This window comes from Kineosporia babensis, from assembly GCF_021129305.1.
Classification (GTDB): domain Bacteria; phylum Actinomycetota; class Actinomycetes; order Actinomycetales; family Kineosporiaceae; genus Kineosporia; species Kineosporia babensis.
This window is the reverse complement of the sequence record NZ_JAJOMB010000019.1, coordinates 37,522-62,356: the sequence shown is the minus strand read 5'-3', so window position 1 is coordinate 62,356 and position 24,835 is coordinate 37,522. Positions and strand designations below refer to the sequence as shown.

At 70.0% G+C, this 24,835-nt stretch carries 25 protein-coding genes; 10 read left to right on the top strand and 15 right to left on the bottom strand.

What is annotated here, in order from left to right:
• Nucleotides 1-10 precede the first annotated feature (10 nt).
• Genes LR394_RS28950 through LR394_RS28925 form a run of 6 tightly spaced genes read right to left on the bottom strand, consistent with a single transcriptional unit; the run spans nt 11 to nt 7,091 of the window.
• Nucleotides 11-1,192, bottom strand: a complete 1,182-nt coding sequence (locus LR394_RS28950; protein WP_231447744.1) for an LLM class flavin-dependent oxidoreductase — start codon at nt 1,190-1,192, stop codon at nt 11-13.
• Nucleotides 1,189-1,992, bottom strand: coding sequence for a DUF1684 domain-containing protein (locus tag LR394_RS28945; protein WP_231447743.1), 804 nt, complete (start codon nt 1,990-1,992; stop codon nt 1,189-1,191). The genes LR394_RS28950 and LR394_RS28945 overlap by 4 nt, the downstream gene beginning before the upstream one ends.
• On the bottom strand, nt 1,989-3,632 hold the full coding sequence (locus tag LR394_RS28940) for an ABC transporter ATP-binding protein (protein WP_407937147.1): 1,644 nt from the start codon (nt 3,630-3,632) through the stop codon (nt 1,989-1,991). The genes LR394_RS28945 and LR394_RS28940 overlap by 4 nt, the downstream gene beginning before the upstream one ends.
• Nucleotides 3,626-4,546 carry an ABC transporter permease gene (locus tag LR394_RS28935; RefSeq protein WP_231447741.1) on the bottom strand — a complete coding sequence of 307 codons (921 nt, stop codon included), beginning with the start codon at nt 4,544-4,546 and terminating at the stop codon, nt 3,626-3,628. The genes LR394_RS28940 and LR394_RS28935 overlap by 7 nt, the downstream gene beginning before the upstream one ends.
• Nucleotides 4,543-5,505 (bottom strand): ABC transporter permease, encoded by a 963-nt coding sequence (locus tag LR394_RS28930; protein WP_231447740.1) that lies wholly within the window; start codon nt 5,503-5,505, stop codon nt 4,543-4,545. Before LR394_RS28930 ends, LR394_RS28935 begins: the two co-directional genes overlap by 4 nt.
• Nucleotides 5,505-7,091, bottom strand: a complete 1,587-nt coding sequence (locus tag LR394_RS28925; RefSeq protein ID WP_231447739.1) for an ABC transporter substrate-binding protein — start codon at nt 7,089-7,091, stop codon at nt 5,505-5,507. Before LR394_RS28925 ends, LR394_RS28930 begins: the two co-directional genes overlap by 1 nt.
• Nucleotides 7,092-7,503: 412 nt before the next feature.
• Here LR394_RS28925 and LR394_RS28920 point away from each other — a divergent pair, with 412 nt between their 5' ends.
• From LR394_RS28920 to LR394_RS28895, 6 genes are all read left to right on the top strand, one after another.
• On the top strand, nt 7,504-8,196 hold the full coding sequence (locus LR394_RS28920; protein ID WP_231447738.1) for a GntR family transcriptional regulator: 693 nt from the start codon (nt 7,504-7,506) through the stop codon (nt 8,194-8,196).
• Nucleotides 8,197-8,265: 69 nt separating this feature from the next.
• Nucleotides 8,266-9,600 carry an LLM class flavin-dependent oxidoreductase gene (locus LR394_RS28915; RefSeq protein WP_231447737.1) on the top strand — a complete coding sequence of 445 codons (1,335 nt, stop codon included), beginning with the start codon at nt 8,266-8,268 and terminating at the stop codon, nt 9,598-9,600.
• A complete protein-coding gene (thiM, locus tag LR394_RS28910; RefSeq protein ID WP_231447736.1) occupies nt 9,597-10,394 on the top strand; it encodes a hydroxyethylthiazole kinase in 798 nt (265 codons plus the stop codon). Before LR394_RS28915 ends, thiM begins: the two co-directional genes overlap by 4 nt.
• On the top strand, nt 10,391-11,215 hold the full coding sequence (locus LR394_RS43285; protein ID WP_231447735.1) for an ABC transporter permease: 825 nt from the start codon (nt 10,391-10,393) through the stop codon (nt 11,213-11,215). Before thiM ends, LR394_RS43285 begins: the two co-directional genes overlap by 4 nt.
• Nucleotides 11,216-11,245: 30 nt before the next feature.
• A complete protein-coding gene (locus tag LR394_RS28900) occupies nt 11,246-12,205 on the top strand; it encodes an ABC transporter substrate-binding protein (protein ID WP_231447734.1) in 960 nt (319 codons plus the stop codon).
• Entirely contained in the window at nt 12,202-12,882 is a 681-nt protein-coding gene (locus tag LR394_RS28895) for an ABC transporter ATP-binding protein (RefSeq protein WP_231447733.1), read from the top strand. The genes LR394_RS28900 and LR394_RS28895 overlap by 4 nt, the downstream gene beginning before the upstream one ends.
• Nucleotides 12,883-12,942: 60 nt before the next feature.
• Here the strand turns inward: LR394_RS28895 and LR394_RS28890 are convergent, their stop codons facing one another.
• Genes LR394_RS28890 through LR394_RS28875 form a run of 4 tightly spaced genes read right to left on the bottom strand, consistent with a single transcriptional unit; the run spans nt 12,943 to nt 16,750 of the window.
• Complete coding sequence (locus LR394_RS28890) at nt 12,943-14,067, bottom strand: LLM class flavin-dependent oxidoreductase (protein WP_231447732.1); 1,125 nt, start codon at nt 14,065-14,067, stop codon at nt 12,943-12,945.
• Between the two features lie 19 nt (nt 14,068-14,086).
• A complete protein-coding gene (locus LR394_RS28885; RefSeq protein ID WP_231447731.1) occupies nt 14,087-15,094 on the bottom strand; it encodes an aldo/keto reductase in 1,008 nt (335 codons plus the stop codon).
• Entirely contained in the window at nt 15,091-15,984 is an 894-nt protein-coding gene (locus tag LR394_RS28880; protein ID WP_231447730.1) for an LLM class flavin-dependent oxidoreductase, read from the bottom strand. Before LR394_RS28880 ends, LR394_RS28885 begins: the two co-directional genes overlap by 4 nt.
• A 7-nt stretch (nt 15,985-15,991) precedes the next feature.
• Nucleotides 15,992-16,750 carry an LLM class flavin-dependent oxidoreductase gene (locus LR394_RS28875; RefSeq protein WP_231447729.1) on the bottom strand — a complete coding sequence of 253 codons (759 nt, stop codon included), beginning with the start codon at nt 16,748-16,750 and terminating at the stop codon, nt 15,992-15,994.
• 352 nt (nt 16,751-17,102) lie between these two features.
• Between LR394_RS28875 and LR394_RS28870 the strand changes: the two genes are divergently transcribed.
• Together LR394_RS28870 and LR394_RS28865 are read left to right on the top strand one after the other, a co-directional pair.
• Entirely contained in the window at nt 17,103-18,182 is a 1,080-nt protein-coding gene (locus LR394_RS28870; RefSeq protein WP_231447728.1) for an LLM class flavin-dependent oxidoreductase, read from the top strand.
• A complete protein-coding gene (locus LR394_RS28865) occupies nt 18,182-18,877 on the top strand; it encodes an NAD(P)-dependent oxidoreductase (RefSeq protein ID WP_231447727.1) in 696 nt (231 codons plus the stop codon). The genes LR394_RS28870 and LR394_RS28865 overlap by 1 nt, the downstream gene beginning before the upstream one ends.
• On the opposite strand, the gene LR394_RS28860 is transcribed toward LR394_RS28865, so the two are convergent.
• The 5 genes from LR394_RS28860 to LR394_RS28840 are packed head-to-tail and all read right to left on the bottom strand — an operon-like array spanning nt 18,862 to nt 23,057.
• Entirely contained in the window at nt 18,862-19,602 is a 741-nt protein-coding gene (locus LR394_RS28860) for an ABC transporter ATP-binding protein (protein ID WP_231447726.1), read from the bottom strand. The genes LR394_RS28865 and LR394_RS28860 overlap by 16 nt on opposite strands.
• Nucleotides 19,599-20,378, bottom strand: coding sequence for an ABC transporter permease (locus LR394_RS28855; protein ID WP_231447725.1), 780 nt, complete (start codon nt 20,376-20,378; stop codon nt 19,599-19,601). Before LR394_RS28855 ends, LR394_RS28860 begins: the two co-directional genes overlap by 4 nt.
• A 35-nt stretch (nt 20,379-20,413) precedes the next feature.
• Complete coding sequence (locus LR394_RS28850) at nt 20,414-21,340, bottom strand: ABC transporter substrate-binding protein (protein ID WP_231447724.1); 927 nt, start codon at nt 21,338-21,340, stop codon at nt 20,414-20,416.
• The gene (locus tag LR394_RS28845; RefSeq protein ID WP_231447723.1) at nt 21,340-22,380 is read right to left on the bottom strand and encodes an ABC transporter substrate-binding protein; all 1,041 of its coding nucleotides are present in this window, start codon (nt 22,378-22,380) and stop codon (nt 21,340-21,342) included. The genes LR394_RS28850 and LR394_RS28845 overlap by 1 nt, the downstream gene beginning before the upstream one ends.
• 11 nt (nt 22,381-22,391) lie before the next feature.
• Nucleotides 22,392-23,057 (bottom strand): uridine kinase family protein, encoded by a 666-nt coding sequence (locus LR394_RS28840; protein WP_231447722.1) that lies wholly within the window; start codon nt 23,055-23,057, stop codon nt 22,392-22,394.
• Between the two features lie 149 nt (nt 23,058-23,206).
• Here LR394_RS28840 and LR394_RS28835 point away from each other — a divergent pair, with 149 nt between their 5' ends.
• Together LR394_RS28835 and LR394_RS28830 are read left to right on the top strand one after the other, a co-directional pair.
• Entirely contained in the window at nt 23,207-23,872 is a 666-nt protein-coding gene (locus LR394_RS28835) for a GntR family transcriptional regulator (protein WP_231447721.1), read from the top strand.
• Entirely contained in the window at nt 23,869-24,831 is a 963-nt protein-coding gene (locus LR394_RS28830; RefSeq protein WP_231447720.1) for an LLM class flavin-dependent oxidoreductase, read from the top strand. The genes LR394_RS28835 and LR394_RS28830 overlap by 4 nt, the downstream gene beginning before the upstream one ends.
• Nucleotides 24,832-24,835: the final 4 nt, after the last annotated feature.

The window sequence follows — 24,835 nt, the reverse complement described above, 5'->3', positions numbered from 1 at the left end:
GATCAGCCTCTCAGGCACTCGCGTAGCGGTTGGCCGGTCGGGGAAGGCCCAGGCGCGAGCGCAGATCACCCTCGGCGTAGGCGGTCCGGAAGGCTCCGCGCTGCTGCAGCTGCGGCACCAGGCCCCGGGTGATCTGGGTGAGGTCGTGAGGCACGGTGGCGGGGCGCAGCCGGTAGCCGCTCAGATTCCAGTCCAGGAGCAGATCGGCCAGCTGGGCCGGGGTTCCGGCGAAGATCTCGGCGTCGCTGGTGTATTCGGCGCCGGCCAGCTCGTTCAGGTGGTCCAGCCGGTCACAGGCGGCCGATTCGGTCTCGTCGAGCACCACGACCAGGTCGGCCCAGACGTGAATCTTCTCCTCGACGCGGCCGGCTGCCACCCGGTGCCGGTCGATCACCGCTGCCAGCTCGGCCGCTTCGGTAGCGCTGTGCGGGGTGATGAAGCCCAGGTCGGCCGCGCGCCCGATCAGCCGGTAGGGGATGTCCGCGTGCCCCAGCGCGGCCACGATCGGCTGACCCTGCGGCGGGCGCGGGGTGATCGAGGGGCCCTTGACCGAGAACCAGCGGCCCTCGAAGTCGATGTAGTGCAGCTTGTCCCGGTCCACGAAACGCCCGGACTCCACGTCCCGGATCTCGGCGTCGTCCTCCCAGCTGTCCCACAATCGCCGCAGCACCTCGACGTAGTCGGCGGCCTCGTCGAACCCGTCGGCCAGCAACTGCTGCTGCGAACCGTCGTTGATCCGGGTGACGTCGATCGCCGGGACATCACGCCGTCCGAAATGCTTGGCCGTGTCCTGCCGGGGAGCCAGTTGCACGCGTACGCCTGCTCGTCCCAGGGCCGCGTAGTCCAGCGTGGCAATGGCTTTGGACAGGTGGAACGGCTCGGTGTGGGTGGTGATCGCGGTCGGGATCAGCCCGATGTGCTGGGTCACCGGAGCGACGCGGGCGGCGATCAGAACCGCGTCGAGACGTCCGCGGACCCGGTCGGTGCGTTCGTCCTGAGTGGCGAATGCGTCGGACTGCAGATTCAGTGCGTCCTCGATCGTCACCAGGTCGATCAGGCCGGCCTCGGCCTCCTGGACCAGCGAGGCCCAGTAGCGCGGCGAGAACAGTTCATGGGGACGGGCGTCGGGCTGACGCCAGGCCGCCGGGTGCCAGCCGGCGCCGTCCAGGGCAATACCGAGGTGCAGGCTCATTTGGCGTCCGCGCTTTCGTAGGGGGTCTTCTCGCCGGCCTCGATCGCGATCGGCAGGCGGTTCTCGGCAGGCGGCAAGGGGCAGGTGGCGAGGGTGGTGTAGGCGCAGGGCAGATTGGCGGCACGGTTGAAATCAAGGACGGTGTGGCCGCCTTGGTCAGGAACCGGCACCTGGATCGAGCGGTTGGCTCCGTAGGTGGTGACGCCGGAGGTGGCGTCGGTGAAGAGCACCGAGAGGGTGCCGGGCACGTGGCCGGGGAAGGCCGTGAGCTTCAGCTGTTGGCCGTCAAGCTCGAAGCTCAGCTCACCAGGGGCCTCGTAGATGTGCTCCAGCCCTTCGACGGCTGCGCCGACCGTGACCGGGCGGGGCTGATCGAACTGGGTGTACTGGGCCGAGACCACCCAGCGCTCGTCCGGGTCGAAGGTGGGCGTGCCGTGGTAGCCCTTGACCAGGGGGTTGTCCGGGTGCCGGGGCCGGATGATGTCGAACCCGCCACGCTTGGCCACCTCGATGACCGCGTCACCCCACAAGGCCTTCACGCTGCCGCGCTCCGGGATCACGCCGAACTCGTAGCGGCCGGTGCGTGTCTTCCCGTCCACTGTTATTTGCTCTTCGCCCAACTCGACGCTGATTCCTTTCTCGCTGGTGCTCCACTCACCGGGAGCGTCGTCGAAACGCTGCCCCTCCTCGGTGAGCCAGTGCAGGTTGGTGATTGCGAGGAAACCGTGCGGGTCGGACTGAACGGCATCGCGCTCGGTGCGCCAGGCCTGCCAGTCCGCGAGGAAGGCTGAGGTGGTCATGACTGAACTCCTTCGGCGACGGCCTGGCCGGGGATGGCGGCCAGCAGTTCGCGGGTGTACTCGTGCTGCGGTTCGTTGAAAATCTGCTCGGTGGTGCCGGTTTCCACGATCCTTCCGTTACGCATCACGGCCACGCGGTGGGCCAGCTGACGCACCACGGCCAGGTCGTGCGAGATGAACAGGTAGGCCACGCCGGTGTCGGCCTGCAGCTGCACGAGCAGATCGAGCACCTGGGCCTGCACCGACACGTCCAGCGCCGAGACCGGCTCGTCGCAGACCACCAGATCCGGCGAGAGCGCCAACGCCCTGGCTATGGCCACTCGTTGTCGTTGGCCACCGGACAGTTCCGCGGGGCGCCGTTCCAGCATGGCACTCGGCAGGGCCACCTTGTCCAGCAGCTCGCGAGCGTTCGTGCGGCGGCTGGCCTTGTCACCGATCCGGAAGACCCTGAGCGGCTCCTCGATGGTCTCGGCCACGGTGAACCGCGGATCCAGCGAGGCGTAGGGGTTCTGGTAGATCAGCTGGGCCCGGCGCCGAAGTTGCCGTGTGGCGGCGTGGCCGGAGCGGGTGATGTCCGTGCCGTCGAACTGGATCCGGCCTGCGGTGGGGTCGGCCAGTCGCAGCACGAGGCGCCCGGTGGTGGACTTACCGGATCCGGACTCACCCACCAATGCGAGGGTTTCCGCCCTGTGGATAACGAAATTCACGCCGTCCACCGCTCTTACACTGGACGGGCCGGCAGCGGTACGAGGAAGGGGGAACTCCTTGACCAGATCTTGGACGTCGAGCAACGGGTGCTCCACTGCTGCCGAATCTTCCCGGGGCAGAGTCCTGACCGGCCGCGGTGACTGCAGGCTGGGGGCACTGGCCAGCAGGCGCCGCGTGTACTCGTGCTGCGGGTCGGACATCAGCGCCGCCGTGGGCCCGGTCTCCACCACCTTGCCTTCGGACATCACCACGATGCGATCGGCCCGGTCGGCCGCCACCGCCAGATCGTGCGTCACCAGCAGCACCGCCGCTCCCGACTCGGCCACCAGGTGCTGCAGGTGGTCCAGGATCACCTTCTGCACCGTCACGTCCAGCGCGCTGGTCGGCTCGTCGGCGATGATCAGCTTCGGATCGGCCGCGATCGCCATGGCGATCAGCACCCGCTGCCGCATCCCGCCCGAGAGCTCGTGCGGGTACTGCCGGGCCCGGGTCGCCGCATCCGGCAGCCCGGCCCGGTCCAGGACTTCCACCGCTCGCAGTGCCGCCTGCTTACGGGTGCTCAGGCTGTGCAGCCGCAGCACCTCGGCCACCTGCTCACCCACGCGCTTGACCGGGTTCAGCGAGACCGCCGGATCCTGTGGCACCAGGCCGATCTGGGCGCCCCGCACGTTCCGCAGTTCCCGCTCCGACGCGCCCTCCAGCGCTTGGCTGGCGAAGCGGATCGTCCCTCGTTCGATCTGCGCGTTACCGGCCAGCAGACGCACCACGGCGTGCGCGGTGGTGCTCTTGCCGGAACCGGACTCCCCCACCAGGGCAACGGTTTCGCCGGAGTGCACCACCAGGTCCACCCCGTCCACCGCTACCACCGGGGCCGATCGGGTGCGGTACGAGACCGCCAGATCGCTGATCTGCAGCAGAGGCTCGCTCACCACTGTCTCACCTCGCTTTCCAGGGCCCGGGCGATCCGGTTGGTCGCCAGCACGGTCGCCGCGATCGCCAGGCCCGGCAGGGCCGTCAGCCACCAGGCGTTGGCCAGGTAGTTCCGTCCGTCCGAGATCAGCGTTCCCCACTCCGGCGCCGGCGGTGGAGCCCCGTAACCGAGGAAGCTCAGGCTGGAGACAGCCAGGATCGACGTGCCGAACTCCAGCGTGGCCAGCACCAGCACCGGGCTGATGCTGTTCGGCAGCACGTGCCGGCCCAGTACCGTGTACCAGCGAGCGCCCACTCCCCGCGCGGCCTCGACGTACAGCGCGGTGCGCACCCGCAGCACTTCCGCGCGCATCACCCGGGCGAATCCGGCGATGTTGGCCACGCCCACGGCGATCGCCACCTTGGTCGTGCCGTAGCCCAGGGCGGTCACCACCGCCAGGGACAGGAACAGCGTGGGGATGGAGAGCACCACGTCGACGAAGCGCATGATCACGTCGTCCACCCAGCGCCCGACGAACCCGGCGACCAGGCCGAGTATCCCGCCGATGACGAAGGCGAAGGAGACGGCCAGAAGGGTTGCCCGCAGCGACAATTGCGCGCCGTGCACCACGCGGGCGAACAGGTCACGACCCAGGCTGTCGGTGCCGAACCAGTGCGCGGTGCTGGGGGCCTGGAAGTTCTCCTCCGGCACGCCGCGGGTGGGATCGGCGCTGCTGAACACTCCGGGGGCGAAGGCGGCTACGACCACGACGAGGACGATCAGGATCGACAGCACCAGGCCGGGACGCCTGGCGAAGAAGGCCAGGGTGCGGCGAGTGGCCCGCGCGGGGTCAGGGCCACGAGAACCGCTCTGGGCCGGGTCAGGGGTGGTGGGCAGGCCGAGCGCCGTGCCCGTCTCCAGCAGTTGGCCGCTCATGCGGCAACTGCCTGAGGACGGGTGGGGGCCAGGACGATGCGCGGGTCCAGGAGCGGATACACCAGGTCGACGAGCAAATTGACCACCACGAACACCAGCGCTCCGTAGACCACCACGCCTTGGACGACGGGGATGTCCTGGGCGGCCACCGCGGCCTGGGTGACGCGTCCCAACCCGTTGCGGGAGAACACCGTCTCGATCACCACGGCATTCGCCATCAGCGCCCCGACCAGGAGTCCGGCCACGGTCAGGGCCGGCAGGGCGGCGTTGCGCAGGGCGTGCCGCAGGTGGACGTGTACCCGGCCGGCGCCCTTGGCCTTGGCGGTGGCGATGTACGGCTCGTCCAGGGTGGTGCTCAGGCTCTTGGCCAGGACCAGGGCGATCTGGGCGCCGGTCGGGACGGCGAGCGTGACGGCGGGCAGAACCAGCCCTTTCACGCCGTCGTTACCGAAGGCCGGGAACCAGGCGTTGCGGAACGAGAAGAACTGCACCAGCATCAGGCCGATCCAGAAGGTCGGCACCGACACACCCAGGGGCGGCAAGGACAGCAGGAACTGCCGGACCCAGCGGCGTTCGCTGTAGGTAGCGGCCATCGCCAGCGCGCCACCGAACAGCAGGGCGAGGGTGAGGGCGCTGGCGGTGAGCAGCAGGGTCTGGGGTAGCGCTTCGGTGATCAGCTGGGTGACCGGGCGTCCGGTGGCTACCGAGTCGCCCAGGTCGCCGGTCAGGGCCCGGCCCAGGTATTCGAGGTACTGCAGCGGTGCCGGCTGGTCGAAGCCGTACTCCGCGCGCAGGGCTTCCAGGCGGGCCGGGTCGACCGGGGCGGAATCCATGCCCTGCCCGGCCATCGCGGTGACCGGGTCACCGGGCAGCAGGACGAGGATGAAGAACGAGAGGGTGTAGGCGGCCCACAGCACCCCGACCGCCTGCGCGATTCGTTTCGCTATGTACCGGCGCATCATTCGACCCAGGTGTCGTGCAGCTGGATCCGGCTGGAGGCCTCGAAGTTCAGGTCGTGCACCCGGGCCGCGACGCCGAGCTTGGTCTGCAGTTCGACGACCGGGATCACGTAGGCGTTGCCGACGATGGCCTCCTGGGCCTGGGCCACCAGTTCCTTGCGCTCGGCCGCGTCCACGGCGCCGGCCTCGGCGGTGAGGGTGGAGTCCAGGTCACTGGCCGGGACCCGGTAGACGTTGGCCAGGCTGGTGGAATACAGGGTGCGCAGGATGTCCGGGTCGGCGCGGGTGAGGTTGCCCCACATCAGGTCGAAGTCGCCGGACTGCTGCACCTCGGGGCCCTGGGAGATCTCGTACTGCTTCAGCTCCACCGCCACCCCGGCGTCCTTGAGCTGCTGCTGGATGAGTTCCACGGCGGGCTGATTGGTGGGCGAGTTGGCGAACCAGGCCAGGTTGAGGGCGAGTTTCTGGCCGGCCTTCTCCCGCACCCCGTCGGCGCCGGGCTTCCAGCCGGCCTCCTCCAGCAGGGCCTTGGCCTCCTCCGGTGCGTACCCCAGCTCAGCGGAGAGGTCGTGGTAGCCGGGCGTGGTGCGCGAGAGAATGCTGGTGGCCGGCTCGGTGCCGCTGTTGAACACGGTGTCGGCGATCTGCTGGCGGTCGATCGCGTTCCGCAGCCCCTGGCGGACCTTTTCGTCCTGCAGGATCGGGTTGGAGTTGTTCACACCGAGGTTGAACACCGCGCCCGGGTTGGCCCGGGCCTGCAGAGTGGCGCCGGAGGCCTCGAGGGCGGGCTCGTCCGCGCGGGCGACGTTACCGATCGCGTCCACCTGGCCGGACTGCAGGCTGCCGGTGCGCACTCCGGCCTCGGGCAGCACCTTGAACACCACTTCGTCGAGGTAGGCCTCGCCGTCCTTGGTCCACAGCGAGGAACCCCAGGCGTACCCGGTGCGCTTCTTCAGCGTGGCCGACTGGCTGGGCACGTACTCGGCCAGGGTGAACGGCCCGGAGCCGACGATGCCCTGGGTGCAGCGCTCCTGCGGCGTCAGCTCGGTGCTGGCCTGGGAGACGATACCCAGCGAGTGGGTCGAAGTGGCCTGCAGGAACTGGGCGTTGGGGTGCTCGAAGGCCACAGTCAGGGTCTGCGGGTCCTCGGCGGTGATCTCCTTGACCCCGGTGAGGTAGCCGGTGGCCAGGGTGGCGAGGGCACCGAGGTCAGGTACGGCCTCGAAGTTGGCCTTGACCACGTCGGCGGTGAGTTCGGTGCCGTCGCTGAAGGTCACGCCTTCGCGCAGGTGAAAGGTGAAGGTGCTGGCGTCTTTGCTGACGTCCCAGCTCTCGGCCAGCCAGGGCACGATCTCGCCGGTCTCGGGGTCCTGGTCGGTGAGGGAGTCGACCAACTGGCGCACCGAGTAGATGGAGTCGTTGCTGGCCACCTGCTGGGGGTCGGCGCAGCCGGTGTCCGAGCCCACTGCGAAGGTCAGGGTGCCGCCGGTTTTCGGTTCACCGGAGCCGCCTCCGGCGCCCGAGGTGCCTGAGCCCGACCCGCACGCGGCCAGGAACAGCAGTCCGGCAACCAGGGCAGGCGTCATGGTTCTTCCCACGTAAGGGGTACTCCTCGTCCAGAGGGATCCGGTGCGACATGCGCGCACACGGGTCAGGGCAGAAAGACCGTTGCGCAGGCGCAAAGGGCCTGCGACGTCAGCGAACCCGACAGAGACTGGTACACACGCGCAGCAGATCGATGTGCCGGCGCCGGGAGAAACCCGCGTTCTTCACCATCGCCTCCCTGACCGCCGGACTCCCTCCACGCTAAGCCGCGACTGCATTCAGGTCAATGCATATAGACAAGATAGACAATGTGGCGGGCATCTCGGCCGGTTTTGCCCGGCTAAGCGCTGAATCCAGCGACGCCGCAACGGGTGAAGGCGCTTGGTGAAGCCCCGGTGAAAGTGCGTGCATACCCCTCGCCGTGATCGCATACGGCTGCATACAGTCGTATGCATGACCGCTGAGGACCCCCGGATGAGCGCCCGGGACGCCATCTACACGGCCCTTCGGCGGCGGCTGATGTCCGGCCACTACCGCGACACCGGACCGCTGGCGCCGAGCGCGCTGAGCGAGGAGTTCGGGGTCTCGCGCACTCCGGTACGCGAGGCGCTGGCCCTGCTGGAACGCGACGGCCTGCTGGAGTCGGGCACCCGGGGCTTCACCGTCCGGCGGCGCAGCGTCGAGGAGACGCTGGAGATCTTCGAGGTGCGGGCGATCCTGGACTCGGCGGCCGCCGCGGCCGCGGCCCTGCAGCGCAGCAGCATCGACCTGGCGAAACTCGAGGAACTGCAACGGCGGGCGGTGGCCGAGACCCGGCCCGAGATCGTCCGGGCGCTGTACAACCAATGGCACGACTGTATCCGGGCGGCCGCGCACAACCGCACCATCCTCGGACTGCTGAACAGCCTGGACGCCCAGGCCAAGTCCAGCGCTCCGTGGCGAACCGCGCCGGCCGCCACCGATTTCACCCAGAGCCACGCCGAGCACGAGCGCATCCTGCAGGCGATCCGCGGCTACGACGCCGAGAACGCCCGCACCGAGATGCTCACCCACCTCGGCCGGGACCGGGACGTGCGGATCCGCCAGATGGTCGCGCACTCCCTCGAACTGGAACACGGCAGCGAAGCCGTACCGCAACGCCCCTGAACGCCATCTTGGGCACCACAGAAAGCTGGTTCCACCTTGCCCCAGAAGCCTCTTCACCTTGCCGCTTTCATGAACGCCGGCCCGATGGGCACGGTCGGCTGGCGCCACCCCGACGCCCGCAACGACTTCCTCTCGGCCGCTTACTACACCGAGACCGCCCGGCTGCTCGAGGCCGCCAAGTTCGACATGGTCTTCGTGCCCGACTCCCTGGCCGTGCCCCGCAGCCTGGGCGGGCGCTTCGACCCGGCCGTGCAGTACGGCTCCGGCTCACCCCGCCTGGACCCGGTGCCGGTGCTCTCGCTGATGGCCGGGGCCACCACCCGGATCGGCCTGGCCGCCACCACGTCCACCGGCTACAACGAGCCGTACAACGTGGCCCGCTCCTACGCCACGCTCGATCACCTCACGGCCGGGCGGGCCGGCTGGAACGTGGTGACCAGCTTCCAGGACGCCGAGGCGCAGAACTTCGGCCACGACGCCCTGCCGCCGCGCGAGCAGCGCTACGCCCGGGCCGAGGAGTTCCTCGAGGCCACCGCTCAGCTCTGGGACAGCTGGTCGGACGAGGCGATCGTGCAGGACAAGACCACCGGCCAGTTCGGCCGCCCGGACCAGGTGCGCGCCGTCGACTTCAAGGGCCGTTACGTCAGCACCCAGGGCCCGCTCGGAGTACCCCGCCCGCCACAGGGCTACCCGGTGATCGTGCAGGCCGGAGCCTCCCCCAGCGGCCGCGACTTCGCCGCCCGCTGGGCCGACGTGATCTTCTGCAGCCACGAGTCGATCGAGTCGGCCGTCGAGTTCTACGCCGACGTCAAGGCTCTGGCCGTCAAGTACGGCCGCAACCCCGATCACCTGAAGATCCTGCCCGCCGCCGCGGTCGTGGTCGGCGACTCGGTGCAGGACGCGCAGGCCCGGCACCACGCGTTCGAGGACCTGGTCGAGCCCGAGGCCGGATTGTCCCGGCTGGCCTACCACATCAACGTCGACCTGACCCAGTACGACCTCGACGGCCCGCTGCCGGACCTGGAAGTGGCCGGGGTGATGGGCCACTACCGCGAGGTGCTGGAGCACGCCCGCAAGAACGACCTGACCATCCGCCAGCTCGGCAAGTGGTACGGCGCCCGCACCGAGGGCTACCTGGTCGGCTCGGCCGCGGACATCGCCGACGGGATGCAGGAGTGGATCGAGCGCGGGGCCGCCGACGGCTTCATGGTGGTGGCCACCCACGTGCCGGCCGCCTTCGAGGACTTCGCCACCAAGGTCGTCCCGGAACTGCAGCGCCGCGGCCTGTTCCGCACCGAGTACGAGGGCGCCACGCTGCGCGAGAACCTCGGCATCCCGCGCCCGGAGCGCGACGAATGGAAGAACCGGGCCAAGAGCGCCCTGGAAGCACAGGAGAACCGATGAGCACCGAAATCCGCTGGCCCGAGCCGTACGTGGTGGACGCCCTGCGCGCGGTCGGCGAGGCCTCACCCCTGGTGTTCGGGCTCACCAACTACATCACCGCCGGCCTGAACGCCAATATGGTCCTGGCGGTGGGCGGCTCCCCCGCGATCGGCGGGAACCCGGCCGCGGTAGAGCCTTTGGCCACGGCCGCGAGCGGGGTCTGGATCAATCTGGCCGCGATGGTCACCGACTCCCCCGAACTCCTGCTCCGGACCGCCCGGACCGCGCACGCGGCCGGTACCCGCTGGGTCCTGGACCCGGTCACGGTGGGCGGCGGCATCCAGGTCAGCGACGACCTGGCCGCGCAACTCCTGGCCGAAAGCCCGCCGACCGCGATCCGGGGCAACGCCAGCGAGGTCATCGCGCTGGCCGGGGGCGGTGCCACGTCGAAGGGCGTGGACGCCACCGCCACGCCCGAGGCCGCGGTTCCGTACGCCGAAAAGCTGGCGCAGAGGACGGGTTCGGTCGTCGCGATCAGTGGGCCCACCGACTACGTCACGGACGGCCGCGAGGTGATCTCGGTGCCGGGTGGGCACCCCTGGCTGACCAAGGTGACGGGTGCGGGCTGCAGCCTGGGTGCTCTGGTGGCCGCGTGCCTGGCGCCCGGCACCGATCCGCTGCGGGCGACCGTGGCCGCCCATGCCGTGCTGGCGGTCGCCGCCGAGCGCGCCGCTGAACAGGCCCGTGGTACGGGCACGTTCGCGGCCTTCGTCCTGGACGAGCTCACGATCCTGGCTGAGGGACTCTCCACGTGAGCAGCGCAACGTCCGTGCGTCCGCCAGCACCGACGTCCGCAAGCAGTAAAGCAAGCAGTAAAGTCAGTGGCGCCCTGCTTCCCTGGCTCAGCCCGGTCGCCATCGTCGGGATCTGGGCGCTGGCCTCGAACCAGGGCTGGATCAGCGAGCGCACCCTGCCCGCCCCGGGAGCCGTCCTGGCCGCGGCCCGGGACCTGACCGCCGACGGCACCCTGCCCGAAGCCCTGGGCACCAGCCTGAGCCGGGTCCTGCTGGGCACCGTGCTCGGTGTGGCCTTCGGCCTGGCCCTGGGCCTGCTGTCCGGTTACTCCCGGCTGGGCGAGCTGACCGTGGACCGGCCGCTGCAGATGCTGCGGGCGATCCCGTTCAACGCCCTGCTGCCGCTGTTCATCATCGCCTTCGGCGTCGGCGAGCCGATGAAGGTGCTGCTGATCGCCGAGGGTGTGCTGATCCCGGTGTACCTGAACACCTACGCCGGCATCCGCAACGTCGACGTGAAGTACATCGAACTGGCCACCGTGTACAAGTTCTCGCGGCGCCTGGTCGCCGTGAAGATCCTGCTGCTGGGGGCGCTGCCGAGCATCCTCACCGGCCTGCGGTTCTCGCTCGCGATCGCCTGGATCGCCCTGGTCACCAGCGAGACCGTGAACACCACCTCGGGCATCGGTTTCGTGCTGGTCAACGCCCAGCGCTTCGTCCGGCCCGACCAGGTGGTGCTGTGCATCATCGTCTACGCCCTGCTCGGCGTACTCACCGACTGGCTCGTCCGTCTGCTCGAGAAGCGGCTGCTGCGCTGGCGCAGCGGTTTCACCGGCCGCTAGTACCTCCCCACCACCCCAAGGAAACTCCCCATGCGTCTGAAATTCGCTGCCCTCGCCGCTGCCTCCGTGCTGGCCCTGGCCGCCTGCGGCTCCTCCGGTTCTGCCTCGTCCGAGGACGGCGGTACCGAGTTCCGGGTCGCCTACCTGCCCACCGCCAACTACCTCACCACGGTGAAGGACTCGGGCTTCCTGGAAGAGGAGGGCGAGAAGGCCGGCACCACGGTCAAGTGGATCGGCCCGCTCGACCCGGTCACCGCCTACGACACGGTCACCGCGGGTGAGGCCGACGTCTCCTCCACCGGCACCGGCTACTTCGTGAACCTGGCCGGCAACAGCGAGCACTGGGTGGCGTTCGCCCTGGAGAAGTACTCCGGCAAGAGCCAGGGCATCGTCGCCACCGAGCAGAGCGGGGTGAACGAGCTCAAGGACCTGTACGGCAAGAAGGTCGGCATCGACTCCCCCGGCGCCACCGGCGACTACCTGCTGAACCTGGCCTTCAAGGAGGCCGGCCTGGACGTCAGCAAGGTCGAGAAGGTCACCCTGGACACCACCTCGTTCGCCACCGCGTTCAGCAGCGGCCAGGTCGACGCGATCGCCTCCTACGACCAGAACCTCGCTGCGGCGATGGCCGTCGAGGGCTCCAAGGTGCTGATCACCGGGGCGGACATGGACTCCTACAACTGGTCCATCCACATCGTCAGCCGCGAGTTCGCCGAGGCCCATCCGCAGGAGCTCAAGGCGATGTACCAGGGGCTGCGCCGCGAGGCCGAGCGGGCCCAGGCCGACCCCACGGTGATCACCAAGAAGTACGCCGAGTTCGGCGCCACCGACGATCTGGTCGAGCAGATCGCCACCTTCGACGTGCCGACCATCGAGCCGATGGACGAGGCCGTGGTCGCCGATCTGGAGAAGCTGGGCCAGCAGTACGTGGACTTCGGCTTCCTGGAGTCGGTGCCGGACATCGCCTCCGCGGTGGTGGACGAGTCTTGATCCGCTTCTCTCAGGTCAGCAAGCGTTACGGCGCCACCGTGGTGCTGGACGGGCTGGACCTGGACGTCGGCCAGGGCGAGTTCGTCGCGGTGATCGGGCGCTCGGGAACGGGTAAGTCCACCTTGCTGCGCATCGTGGCCGGTCTGGAAAAGCCCGACCAGGGGACGATCTCCAGCCCGGACGCGGTCGCCGTCGCCTTCCAGGAGCCCCGGCTGATGCCCTGGCTCACCGTGGGCGCGAACGTCGCCCTGGGCCTGCGGGAGAAGTCGCGGGCCACCGCCGCGCTGGCCGAGGTCGGGCTGCAGGACAAGGCCGAGGCCTGGCCGCTGCAGCTGTCCGGCGGCCAGGCGCAGCGGGCCTCACTGGCCCGGGCACTGACCCGCGAACCCCAGGTGCTGCTGCTGGACGAGCCGTTCGGGGCCCTGGACGCACTGACCAAGCTGGAGATGCAGGCCCTGGTCGGACGGCTGTGGCGCGATCACGGCTGGACGGTGGTCATGGTCACCCACGACGTCGACGAGGCCGTGCGCCTGGCCGACCGGGTGATCGTGCTCGGCGACGGGCAGATCAAGCTCGAGCTGCCCGTCCCCGGCCGTGGCCCGCGCCGCCCGGACGACCCGGACCTGGCCGGCCTGGGCCAGGAACTGCTCAAGGCTCTGGGCGTCACTCTGGCCTAGGAATCGAGTGCCGAACCGGGTTCATCGGACCCGGTTCGGACTCTTTTGCCAGCAGCCTTCCTAGCGGCCGGACCACTCCTGGGCCAGGAGCTCGAACGAGCGCACCCGGTCGGCGTGGTCGTGGGTGATCGTGGTGATCAGCAGTTCGTCGGCCTCGGTGGCGTCGCGCAGCCGCTCCAGCTCGTCGGCCACCTGCGTAGGTGTACCGACGAACTGGGTGTCCAGGCGGTCCTGCACCAGGGCCCGGTCGGCGTCCGTCCAAACGTGCTCGGCAGCCTGGGCCGGGGTCGGGAACTGGATCGCGCCCTCGGCGGTGCGAATGCTGCGCACCCACGCCCCGTATCCGGCGGCAAGCTCGCGAGCAGTGGCCTCCTCCGGCGCCACCACCACGTCGGCCGAGACCGTGACGTAGGGGCGTTCCAGATCGGGCGAGGGCTTGAACGACGCCCGGTAGGCGTCCACCGCCTCCAGGACGCTGGAGGGCGCGACGTGATAGTTCGCGCCGAAGCGCAGGCCGCGTTCGCCTGCCACCTCGGCACTTTCACCGCCGCTGCTGCCCAGGATCCACAGCTGCAGCTGCGCGCCCTCGCCGGGAATCACGTGTGCCTCAGCCCCTTCGGCCGAGACGTACGTGCCGGCGATTAGTGCCTGAACGTCGGCCACCAGCGCGTCGTAGTCCTGCGGATGCGCGCCAGGCTGGGCCAGCAACTGCTTCTGCAGGGCAAAACGCGGCGAGCCGAGCAACGGGCGGAAATCGAACCTGGGCGGGATCAGCAGGCCGTTCGGCGTCCGGCCGTCCACCACCTGAGCCGCCGCACCCTCCGCCACCTGCCGGGATTCACGCGGGGCACCACCGGAGCGGCCCAGCCCCAGGTCGAACCGGCCCGGGTACACCGCATCCAGCAGGCCGAAGTCCTCGACCACGGAAAGCGCCGTGCGGTGGCCCATCTGCACCGCCCCCGAGCCCAGCCGGATGCTTGAGGTCGCTCCCGCCACCAGCGCCAGCACCACCGCCGGCGACGTGCCCGCCACTCCTGGGTTGAGGTGATGCTCGGCGAACCAGTACCGGGCGTACCCCAGGCGCTCGGCGTGCTGGGCCAGGTCGGTGCTGTTGCGGATCGCCTCGGCCGCGTCCGATCCGGTGGAGATCGGGACGAGGTCGAGAATGCCCAGCGGGGTACTCATGCGTTCTCCTCATGCGTTTTCAGCCGGTGCTACCTGTTCCGTGCACGCCGAACTCGTCGATGAGCTCGAGCTCGCCGGTGGTGAACGGCGGGAAGTCCAGGGCCTTGAGATTGTGCTCGAGCTGCCAGGTGGAACTGGCCCCGATCAGCGCGCTGGTCACCTCGGGCCGGCGCAGCACCCACTGCAGGGCCAGCTGGGCCAGCGACTGCCCGCGGGCCTCGGCGATCCGGTTCAGGCCGGTCGCGCGCCGCCGGTACGTCTCGTCGATCTGCGAAGGCTTCAGGAAGGCACTGTCCAGCGCCCGGGCCCCGGGCGGGATGCTCGCGGCCAGGTACTTCTTGGTCAGCAGCCCCTGGGCCAGCGGGCTGTACACCACCAGGCCGAAGCCCAGCTCGGACGAGACCTCCAGCAGGCGGTTGTCTTCCGGGGACCGGTCGAAGAGCGAGTAGCGGGGTTGGTGCACCAGCAACCGTACGCCGCGGCGGTTCAGCAGGGCTACCAGCTCGGCGGCGAAGCCGGGCTCGTAGTTGGAGATGCCCACGTACCGCGCCTTGCCCGACTGCACCGCGGTGGCCAGGGCGCTCGCGGTCTCCTCCAGGGGTGTGCCGGGGTCGTGACGGTGGTGGTAGAAGATGTCGACGTAGTCGGTGCCGAGGTCGCGCAGGCTGTGATCCAGCGAGGTCAGCAACGACTTGCGGGATCCACCGCGCTGGTACGGGCCAGGCCCGATCGGATTCCCGGCCTTGGTCGAGAGCACCAGCTCGTCGCGATGGGCAGCCAGATCCTGCTTCAGCAGCCGGCCGAACGTCTTCTCGGCCGCCCGGAACGGCGGGCCGTAGCGGTTGGCATTGTCGAAGTGGGTGACGCCGAGATCGAAGGCACGCAGCAGGATCTCGCGCTGGGTCTGGTACGGGTGGTCCGGACCGAACTTCTGCCACAGCCCGAACGAGAACGCGGGCAGGTCCAGGCCGGAGGCACCCGCCCGGCGGTACGGCATGGTGCTGTAGCGCGACAGGATGGCAGTCATACCGGCGCACCGAGCACAGCGTCGGGCAGACCCAGCGCCGAGCGCAGGGTGGGGCCGGTGGTCGGCTCCAGGCGTGGCACCACCGTCTTCAGCACGCCGATCAGTTCGTCGCGGCCGCCGGTGGTGGCCAGTTCCAGACCGTCCAGGGCGTGGTTGGTGCTCCAGCGGGCCAGTTCGCTCGCGGTGGTGCGGCCGTTCTCGCGCACGATGCCGGCCCGAGCCACCAGGGCGATGTGGTCACGGCGGCGATGGGAGTGCCAGACCGCGTCGGTCAGGCGGGTGTTGCCGCCGTCGACCAGCTCGATCCGGGGCACCACGAACACGTCTGCCAGCTCCGAGGCCTCGACCCAGTTCACGTGGTCGCGGGCATCGGCCACCAGCACCGGCTTCAGTCCTTGGCCCACCGCCTCGCCGGAGACCCGGTAGAAGCGCCCGTCGTGGGTGACCGGCTCGGTGCCCCACAGCTCGTTCAGCACCCGGGTGTACTCGGTCCAGCGGTGCGGCCGGGCGGCTCCGCCGACGTCGACCGGCAGGCCGGGCTTGGGCAGGTCCTCGGCCACCGACTCGGTGACCCCGTCGCCGTCACCCGCGCGCAGAGCCAGCCCCACGCGTCCGTTGGTGGCCTGGTCCAGCGCGAGCACTCGCCGGGCCAGGTTGTAGGGGGCGTTGTGTGTGGTGGGGGCGTCGACGATCCAGTTCAGATCGGGGTGCCGGGTGGCCAGGAACGAGGTCACGGCGCAGGCGTCGAGCAGGGCCAGTTCTCCGGGCGGGCCGTCGCTGACCCGGATGGCGCTGACCCCGACGTCGCGGGCCACGTCGGCGACCTCGGCGGCCTGGTCGCGGGTAAGGCCGTCGCCGACGGCCAGGTCCACGATGACGATGAGGCTCATGCGTGACTCACCGGCTTCCGGCGAGAACGGACCGCGAGGCCGGAACGGCAGCGGCCGGGATCTCGAGGCCGAGGTGCCCGCGCAGCGTGCGGGTGGTGTACCCCGAGCGCAGCAGGCCGCGGCGGCGCAGTTCGGGCAGGAACTCCTCGAAGAACCGTTCCAGGTCTGCGGGCTGGAAGGCGAAACCGTCCACCGCCGTGAAGTCGTTCTCCAGCCGGTCCGGGTCGATGTCGCCGATCTGCTGCAGCACCACCCGGGCGCCCGGTTCGCGGCCGGGCAGAGCCCGCAGGCCCCATTCCTCCAGCAGCACCACCTCGGCGCCGCGCACGTTCGGGCCACCCACCAGCACCGGACGCCCCTGCGGGGAGCGAAGATCGGTGCGCTCGTCCCACCGCGCCAGGACCGAGGCGATCACTGCGGCTTCGGCGTAAGGCTTTTCGTCGCCGGCCTGGACGGCACCGAAGTAGTGCCCGAGTCCACCACCGGCCACCCGCCAGCCCGCTCGTCCGTTGCTCAGGTAGTCCAGGTCAGCCACCCGGCGGGCCAGCTCCAGCGGGTCGTGGCACCCGGCGGGCAACGTCGCGATCAGCCCGATCCGCTCGGTGCTCGCGGCGAGCGCGGCCAGGGCCACCGTGGGCTCGGCCGAGGGCGGCCCGTCGGGCACCACGATGGCGTCCAGGCCTGCGGCTTCGGCCCGGCCGGCGAGTTCGCTAAGGCCTGACTGGCCGGCGGGGACGTTCAGGAAAAGGGGAATCTGCTTGCGCATGCCCGGGCTCCTTGTGAGACAGGCTGGATACGGCCGGCGCGCGCCCAGGGGTGTCGGGCGCGGTGAGAATTGGTGAAGATCTGGCCGGGCGGGGTTACGGGCGTGCGGTTCCGGGGCACTGCGCCGAAGAACCGGCTGCCGTGAACCCCTGCCCAGCCGAAGCTTTCAAGGGCGGTTAAGGTCAACACCGGGCACTGGAGACCCGTAACAGGTCTACCCAGCGCACGCTCGTCAGCAGCGGTCCGCGATCCATGACAACCAGTGTCCGGGCGACCACCAGCATTGTCAATCATTTCTGTAGAGAATGTAGGCTGGCGGCCTTCTGCCCGATTCGCCCCTCGATCGGAGCCCGATGAGCCCTGCGGCCACCCCCGAGACCGGCCTTGACCTGCTCTGGTACATCCCGAACACGGTGGAACCGGGCCACCGCGGCGACGACACGGCCGAGGGCTGGGGGTCGCTGGAGTACTCGACCGAACTGGCGCTGGCCTGTGAACGGCACGGCTGGTCCGGTGCCCTGATCGGCACCAGCTGGGGCCGGCCCGACACGTTCACCGTGGCCACCGCCCTGGCCGCCCGCACCACCACGTTCCGCCCGCTGGTCGCGGTCCGGCCCGGCTACTGGAGTCCGGCGCATTTCGCTTCGGCGGCAGGCACTCTCGATCGCCTGAGCAATGGACGGGTGCTGGTGAACGTCGTCAGTGGGGTGGACGAACCGGCGGCGTACGGTGACCCGGTCACCCACTCCCCCGAGCGCTACGCCCGCACCAGGGAGTTCCTGCACCTGGTACGCCGGTTGTGGACCGAGGAGGACGTCACGTTCGAGGGCTCCTTCTACCGGACCACCGGCGCAACGCTGGCCACCCGGCCTACCCAGCCACCGCGTCTGTACTTCGGTGGTGCGTCCGAGGCAGCCGAGCGAGTCGCAGCCGCCGAGGCCGACGTCCAGTTGTTCTGGGGCGAGACTCTGGAGGCTCTGGCCGAGCGGATCGGGCGACTGCACAAGCTCAGTGACGAACTCGGGCGGCGGCATCGGCCGCTGGAGTTCGGGCTGCGGATCACCACGCTGGTGCGGGACTCCTCGGCCGAGGCCTGGGCCGAGGCCGAGGCGCGGGTTGCCCGGCTCAAAGGCCAGGAGCCGGAGCCCTGGTGGCGCGGCAATCGTGAGCACGCGGTCGGTCAGCGGCGGCTGTACGACCTGGCCGAGCGGGGTGAGGTGCTGGACACTTGTCTCTACACAGCTCCGGGTCCGGCCGGTGCGGGTGGTGCGGGCAGCACCTGGCTGGTGGGCTCGGCGGCCGAGGTCGCGCACGCGCTGCAGCGCTACCGCGAGCTGGGCATCACGCATTTCATCCTGTCCGACACCCCGTACCAGGAGGAAGTCGTCCGGCTGGGCGATGAGCTCCTGCCGCTGCTGCAAGGAGTGCGCTGATGGCGAAGAACCCGCCCATCGTGGTCACCGGTGCTGCTGGGCGAGCCGGACAGGCGGTGGTGCGGGAGGCCACCAGCCGGGGGATCCCGGTGATCGCGGTGGTGCGGGACCCGGCCCGGGCCTTCGATCTGGCCGGTGACGGGGTGCGGGTGGCCGCGGGCAACGCGCTCGATCCCACGAGACTCACTCCACAACGCCTGGGCCTGACCACGCCGCCGCGCGGCTGGGTCAGCGCGATCTCGCCGTTCTCGGCGCCGCCGGAGACGTTCGAGGGGTTCAACACCGACTTCTACGCCGACATCTCCCGGGCGGCCCTGACCGCGGTGCGGGCCGCCTCGATCAGCCGGCTGATCGTGATCGGGCTGTTCGCCACGCTGGAGGGACCGCGTGGCGCCGTGCTCGATGACGGCACGCTGTTCCCCGAGTCGCTCAAGCCGTTCGCCCGCGCCCACGCCACCGGCCTGCGCACCCTGCGTGCCGAGGGCGGTGACGTGGACTGGCTGACCCTGGTCCCGCCGCCGCTGCTGACCCTGGATGCCCCGGTGACCGGCGGCTACCAGCTCGGCGACGGCAAGCTGGATGCGTCCCGGGCCGGAAATGCGCTCAGCTACGCGGATCTCGCGGTGGCCGTGCTGGACGAGATCGACGTGCCCAGCCGGCACCGCGAGCAGGTGGCGGTCTATCCGAGCAGCTGATCCAGCAGCTTGGCCTCCAGCGCGGCGAACTGCGGGTCGCCGAACAGGTCCGGGGTGCGCGGCCGGGCGAAGTCGACCTTGACCTCGGCCGACACCCGGGCCGGACGGGGACTGAACACGTACACCCGGTCGGACAGGAACAGCGCCTCGCGCACGTCGTGGGTGATCAGCAGCACCGTCCAGCGGTACTGCTCCCACATCTGCTCCAGCCAGCGCTGCATCTGCGAGCGGGTCAGCGCGTCCAGGGCCCCGAACGGCTCGTCCAGCAGCAGCACCGGCTGTTCCTGGGCAACGGTGCGCAGCAGGGCGGCGCGCTGACGCATGCCGCCGGACAGCTGGGCCGGGTAACGGTCCTCGAATCCGGCCAGGCCGAAGGGTCCCAGCCAGGGCCGGACCTTCTCGCGGGCCGGGCCACGCTTGGTGCCGCGCACCTCCAGGCCCAGAGTGAGGTTGCCCAGGACGGTGCGCCAGGGCAGCAGGGCGTCGCGCTGGGGCATGTACGCCACCCGCGAGGCCTTGCGGTTCAGCGCCTGGCCTTCGATCGAGACCTCGCCGGCGTCGGGCTGGACGTCTCCGGTCAGCACGCCGAAGGTGGTGCTCTTGCCGCTGCCGCTGGGGCCGAGGATCGAGACGAACTCCCCCGGCTCGGCGTGCAGGTCCAGGCCGCGCACCACGGGCAGGCCGCCCAGGGTCACGTCCAGCCCGCTGATCCGTAAGGCGCTCATCGGTCGGCCTCCCCGGCCCGGATCAGGAACGCCCAGGGCAGGGCGATCCGCTCGATCAGGAAACTGAGCGCGAACAGCGTCAGGGTCACCGCCGCGGTGACGAACACGGCGGCCAGCACCAGGTCGGTGCGGAAGGTGTTCTTGGCGAACTGCATGTACACGCCCAGGCCGGACTCGGCTCCGGCGTACTCGGCGAAGATGGCCGAGACGACGGAGTAAGTGATCGCGATCCGCAGCCCGGCCATGAAATAGGGCAGGGCCGAGGGCAGGCGCACGGTGCGGAAGATCCGCCAGCGGCCGGCTCCCATCGAGCGCAGCAGGGCCACGCTGTCCGGGTCGGCCGAGCGGAAGCCCTCGACGAAGCTCAGGGTGGTGGCGAAGAAGTTCACGAACACGATGAGCAGGATCTTGGGGAACTGGCCGAACCCGAACCAGACGATCACCAGAGGGGCCAGGGCCACCAGCGGCAGGGTCTGGCTGACCACCAGCACCGGCAGCAGGGCGCGGCGGGCCAGGCCGGACAGGTCCACCAGCACGGCGAAGCCGAAGCCCACGGCGACCGACAGCAGCAGGCCGATCACGGTGGCGCGCAGCGTGGGCCAGGTGTTCAGCATCAGGTTCTCGCGGTCGGCCCAGCCCCGCTCGGCCACCCGCGACGGGGACGGCAGCACGTCCGGGCCCGGGCCGATGGTGCTGGCGTAGATCTCCCAGACGGCCAGGAGCAGCAGCACCAGGATCACCGGCGGCAGGACGACCCCGGGGCGAGGTAACCGCAATCGGCGACCCGACGCGTCCGTTGCTGTTGGGCTGTTCACGCCGCCTTGGCTCCCACCGGGAGGAAATCGTTGTCGTACGAGTCTTTCCACCCGTCCGCCGAAGGCAGGACGCCGTAGTCGGCCAGCCACTGTGCGTACGGCTGGACCAGCTCGGCCCGCACCTGCCCCCACTCGCCCTCGTGGAACCAGCTGGGCGTGATGAGTTCCAGCGATGAGCGCAGCGTTTCGCGGGGGAAGTAGGGCACGTACCGCTCGAACGCCGCCAGAGCCAGCTGCGGTTCGTCGCGAGCGGCCCGGTAGCCCCGCTCGACGATCTCGAGCAGCGCGCGCACCAGCACCGGATTGCGCTGCAGCGTAGACTCCTGGGTGCCCAGCAGGTAGCTGTGGTAGGGCGGCGCACCGATCGTGTCCACCGGCCAGACCACCCGTTCCTCCAACGGCAGCCGGCCCAGCAACGCGTCCCAGGCCCAGTAGTTGCCGAATGTGGCGTCGGCCTCGCCGGCCTCCACGTCGTCGGCCAGCAGTTCCCGCAGGCCGCTGTTGACCAGCACGACCTTGGCGAAGTCCCCGCCGTCGGCCTCGATCAGGTGCTGCACCATGGCCAGGCCGCGTGGGGTCGGGTTCAGTGCGAGCCGCCGGCCCTCCAGATCGCGCGGGCGGGTGATCCCGGTCCGGCGGGTGGTCAGGATGGTCTCCATGCCCCGGTGGTTGATCGCGGCGACGGCCTTCAGCGGTTCGTGCCGGGCGCGGCGGACCAGCAGCCGGTTGCTGGGGAAGACCGCGAAGTCCGCCTCGAACCGGGACAGGTAGGCCAGCGAGTCACCGCGGGAGGGGTCGGCCACGGTCAGCTCGACGTCCAGGCCCTGCCGGCCGAACCAGCCCTGGTGACTGGCCACGAAGAAGCCGGCCGAATTCGTCCATGGGTGCAGGTATTCCAGGACCACGCGCAGACGGGAGCTCATCAGTTGCCGCCCGGCAGGTAGTCGTTGGAGTAGTAGGTGCTCCAGTCCGGCTCGGCGCTCAGGGCCTTGCCGTCGGTGTCGGTGAGCAGGCCGTTCTCGTACAGGAACGAGCCGTACCCGGTCCAGAACTGCGGGTCCTGGGCCCCGACCTTCCCGGCCTCGGTGTTCAGGTAGCCCTCGTCGGCCAGCACCTTCTGGCTGGCCCGGACCAGCTCGGCGTCGCCGAGTTGGCTGGAGTTGGCCTTGACCAGCAGGTCGGCGGCCTTCTCGGGCTCGTCCGCGGAGTAGCTGTAGCCCTTGGCCGTGGCGGCCAGGAACTTCTTGGCCACCTCGGTGTTGCCGTCGAGGTACTTCTGGCTGGCGGCCAGCAGCACCGAGTACTGGTCGGGGAAGCCGAAGTCGGTGGGGGCGAAGTTCTTCAGCGGCTTGCCCGAGCGCTCGGCCTCCACGCCCTGCCAGGTCACCACCGGGATGGTGAAGTCGGCCTTCTTGCTGTAGACCGCCTCGTAGGCCGAGGTGTCCAGGGCGATGCTCTTGAACTCGCCCTTACCGCCGTCCTGCTTGATCACGTACTCCAGCAACGGCTTCTCGTCGGGCGAGCCGAAACCGGCGTAGGTCTTGCCGTCCAGGTCCTTCGGGCTCTGGATGTCGTCGCGGTCGGCGCTCACCGAGATGGCGTACGTGCCCTTCTGGTTCGGCGCGTACACCGCCACCACGTCCTGCCCGGCCGCCCGGGCGTAGGTGACGCCGGCCTGGTACGAGAAGCCGAAGTCAGCCTGGTCGTGGGCAACCAGGGTCTCCGGCGAGGTGGAGGAGTACGGGATCACCTTCAGCTTGATCCCGGCCTCTTCGTAGTAGCCCAGCTCGTCGGCCGCGAAGACGCCCGTGTAGTCGGTGTTCGGGGTCCAGCTCAGGGCGACGCTGACTTCGGTGAGGTCTGCGTTGCCGGCCTCGGCCGACGAGGATCCGCAGGCTGACGCGGCCAGGACGGTGGCGGAAAGAGCGGCGGCGAGCACGCCACGGCGGGAAAGTCTGGTCATCACGGGTTCCGTCACTGATCGGTAGGGGGTTCGATGTCGTTGCAGGTGTCGTTGCGGGGGTCGTTACTGACGACGATGTCGGCGCGGGCCGGGGTGTTCTCCCGCCGTAGGTGCGCGGTCTCGGCTTCGGCCCAGCCGGAGTGGTGGTGGCGGTAGCTGTCCCAGTCGGGGCGGTTCTTCAGCCGGTGCAGGCGCACGTCAGGTGCTGTTTCCACCCAGACCAGCAGGCTGAGGTGCTCGGCCACGGCCCGGCTCCCGGCGCCGCAGCCCTCCAGCACGAGCACCGGCGAGGGCGGTACTTCCTGCCAGTCGCCGCGGGTGCCGTCAGACCAGATGTACGGACGCCAGCGGGCCGTTTGGTCGGCCAGCAGCGGCTGCACGATCCACTCGTTGAGAAGTGGACCGACTCCGTCCAGGCCCTGCCAGCCCTCGTACAGGTCGTCCAGGTGAAGGATCGGCGCAGCCAGCTCGGCGGCGAGCTGAAGGCCCAGGGTGCTCTTGCCGGATCCGGAACGGCCGTCGACCGCTACCAGCCGGGTCTGACCGGCGGCAGGCGTGCTGTCGCGGATCAGCGCGGCCAGGCGTGCGACCAGATCTCGGCCGGCCTCGCCCTGAGGTTCAGCTGTCCAGGCGGGCTCGCGGTGGTCCGCTACCGGCACCTGCGTGCTGTTGCTCAATGCCGAACCCTTTCCCGAAGCATCTCTCTGACCTGCGGCTGGATGGATAGTGGACCGTTCCTGTCGACAAAGTCAACAACTTGAGTATTCCTGTGTATACGTGGGTATGCTGAAGCGCGATCCCGTTGCTCATCCGATGGAGAGACCCCATGCCCGCACGCACCGGCCCGCCCCCGGTCTCCGCCACCGGCTCCCCCGGATCGCTGTACGAGCTGATCCGGTCGGACATCCTGGCCGGGGAGTTCAGCGCCACCGCCGTCCTGCACGAGCAGCCCCTGGGCGAGCGCTACAAGGTCTCCCGCACCCCTGTGCGCGAAGCCCTGACCCGGCTGGAGAACGAGGGCCTGGTCGAGAAGGCCGGCCGCGGGCACCGGGTGCGCTCCGGCACCGCCGAGGACGTGCTCGAGGTCTACGAGGCCCGCATCGTGCTCGAAGGCCAGGCCGCCGCCAGCGCCGCCGAACGCCGCTCCGAACTGGACCTCGCCCGTCTGCAGCACCTGCACGCCACCGTCCTGGCCGGTGAGGCCGAAGGCCCGGCCGAGCGCAGCGCCCACTCCTCCTGGCACGCCACCATCTGGCGGGCCTCGCACAACCGCACCATCGAGGAACTGCTGAACCGGCTCACCGCCCAGCTGCGCATCTACGACCGGGGCACCCAGGAGACCGCGCACGACCTGGAGCAGACCCGCACCGAGCACGAGGCGATCCTGGCCGCCGTGCAGGAGCGCCGCCCCGAAGACGCCCGCACCGCCATGACCGCCCACCTCACCCGCGCCCGCGAGGTCCGCCTGCACCGCTTCGGGAGCGAAGGGTGAGCGACCTCACCACCGGCCTGGTCCTGCCGGTCCGGCACCGCCCGGTCAGCTACGGCCACGACACCATCCTGGACCTGGCCGAGTACGCCGACGCCCAGCCCGGCTGGCACACCCTGTGGGTGGCCGACTCGATCATGGCCCTGCCCTTCCTCGACTCCGGGGTGCTGCTGGCCGCGCTCGCCGCCCGCACCCGCCGGGCCCGGCTCGGCATCGGCTGCATGGCCTCGCTCGGCTTCCGGCACCCGGTCACGGTGGCCCGGCAGTGGGCCGACCTGGACGCGCTGTCCAAGGGCCGGATGCTGCTGGCCGCCTGCCCGGGCAACGGCACCGGCCGCTCGGTGGAGCGCGAGCTGAAGGTGTTCGGGATGGACTACCGCGAGAAGGTGGCCCGGTTCGAGGAGGCCGTCACCTTCCTGAGGCAGGTCAGCGCGGGCGCCACCTCGTTCAGCGGCGCCTACACCGAGGTGGACGAGCTCGATCTGGGCCCCGGGTTCGTCCAGCGCCCGCTGCCGATCTGGATCGCGGCCAACCCCTCGCCGAGGGCCAGTGCCGCCACCGTGGACCGCCTGCTCGGCCGGGTCGCCCGCCTCGGCGACGGCTGGATGACCTTCAACGTCACCCCCGCCCAGCTGCGCGAGCGCGTGAACCGGCTGCACGAACTGCGGCCGGAGTCGGACGGCCCGCTCGAGGTCTGCGTGTTCCTCAACACCAACGTCGGGTTGGACCAGAACGCGGTGCTGACGGACGCCCGTGAACGCTGGTTCCAGACCGCACCTCGCGGAGTGAGGGTGGAAGATCTGGACGGGATCGCCGCCATCGGCTCGCCGGAGCGGGCCGCCGATCTGATCGGGCGGCTGGCCGAGGCCGGCGCCACCCATCTGGCCATCGAGCCGCTGAGCACCGACGTCCCCCGCCAGGTCGAGGCCCTCACCGACCTGCTGCTCCCCCAACTTTCCTGAAAGG

Bases quoted from the DNA above. Each gene is read 5' to 3' on its own strand.
- LR394_RS28950 (WP_231447744.1), bottom strand. From the start codon at position 1,192: ATGAGCCTGCACCTCGGTATTGCCCTGGACGGCGCCGGCTGGCACCCG.
- LR394_RS28945 (WP_231447743.1), bottom strand. From the start codon at position 1,992: ATGACCACCTCAGCCTTCCTCGCGGACTGGCAGGCCTGGCGCACCGAG.
- LR394_RS28935 (WP_231447741.1), bottom strand. From the start codon at position 4,546: ATGAGCGGCCAACTGCTGGAGACGGGCACGGCGCTCGGCCTGCCCACC.
- LR394_RS28930 (WP_231447740.1), bottom strand. From the start codon at position 5,505: ATGCGCCGGTACATAGCGAAACGAATCGCGCAGGCGGTCGGGGTGCTG.
- LR394_RS28925 (WP_231447739.1), bottom strand. From the start codon at position 7,091: ATGACGCCTGCCCTGGTTGCCGGACTGCTGTTCCTGGCCGCGTGCGGG.
- LR394_RS28920 (WP_231447738.1), top strand. From the start codon at position 7,504: ATGACCGCTGAGGACCCCCGGATGAGCGCCCGGGACGCCATCTACACG.
- LR394_RS28915 (WP_231447737.1), top strand. From the start codon at position 8,266: ATGAACGCCGGCCCGATGGGCACGGTCGGCTGGCGCCACCCCGACGCC.
- thiM (WP_231447736.1), top strand. From the start codon at position 9,597: ATGAGCACCGAAATCCGCTGGCCCGAGCCGTACGTGGTGGACGCCCTG.
- LR394_RS28900 (WP_231447734.1), top strand. From the start codon at position 11,246: ATGCGTCTGAAATTCGCTGCCCTCGCCGCTGCCTCCGTGCTGGCCCTG.
- LR394_RS28890 (WP_231447732.1), bottom strand. From the start codon at position 14,067: ATGAGTACCCCGCTGGGCATTCTCGACCTCGTCCCGATCTCCACCGGA.
- LR394_RS28885 (WP_231447731.1), bottom strand. From the start codon at position 15,094: ATGACTGCCATCCTGTCGCGCTACAGCACCATGCCGTACCGCCGGGCG.
- LR394_RS28880 (WP_231447730.1), bottom strand. From the start codon at position 15,984: ATGAGCCTCATCGTCATCGTGGACCTGGCCGTCGGCGACGGCCTTACC.
- LR394_RS28875 (WP_231447729.1), bottom strand. From the start codon at position 16,750: ATGCGCAAGCAGATTCCCCTTTTCCTGAACGTCCCCGCCGGCCAGTCA.
- LR394_RS28870 (WP_231447728.1), top strand. From the start codon at position 17,103: ATGAGCCCTGCGGCCACCCCCGAGACCGGCCTTGACCTGCTCTGGTAC.
- LR394_RS28865 (WP_231447727.1), top strand. From the start codon at position 18,182: ATGGCGAAGAACCCGCCCATCGTGGTCACCGGTGCTGCTGGGCGAGCC.
- LR394_RS28860 (WP_231447726.1), bottom strand. From the start codon at position 19,602: ATGAGCGCCTTACGGATCAGCGGGCTGGACGTGACCCTGGGCGGCCTG.
- LR394_RS28850 (WP_231447724.1), bottom strand. From the start codon at position 21,340: ATGAGCTCCCGTCTGCGCGTGGTCCTGGAATACCTGCACCCATGGACG.
- LR394_RS28845 (WP_231447723.1), bottom strand. From the start codon at position 22,380: ATGACCAGACTTTCCCGCCGTGGCGTGCTCGCCGCCGCTCTTTCCGCC.
- LR394_RS28835 (WP_231447721.1), top strand. From the start codon at position 23,207: ATGCCCGCACGCACCGGCCCGCCCCCGGTCTCCGCCACCGGCTCCCCC.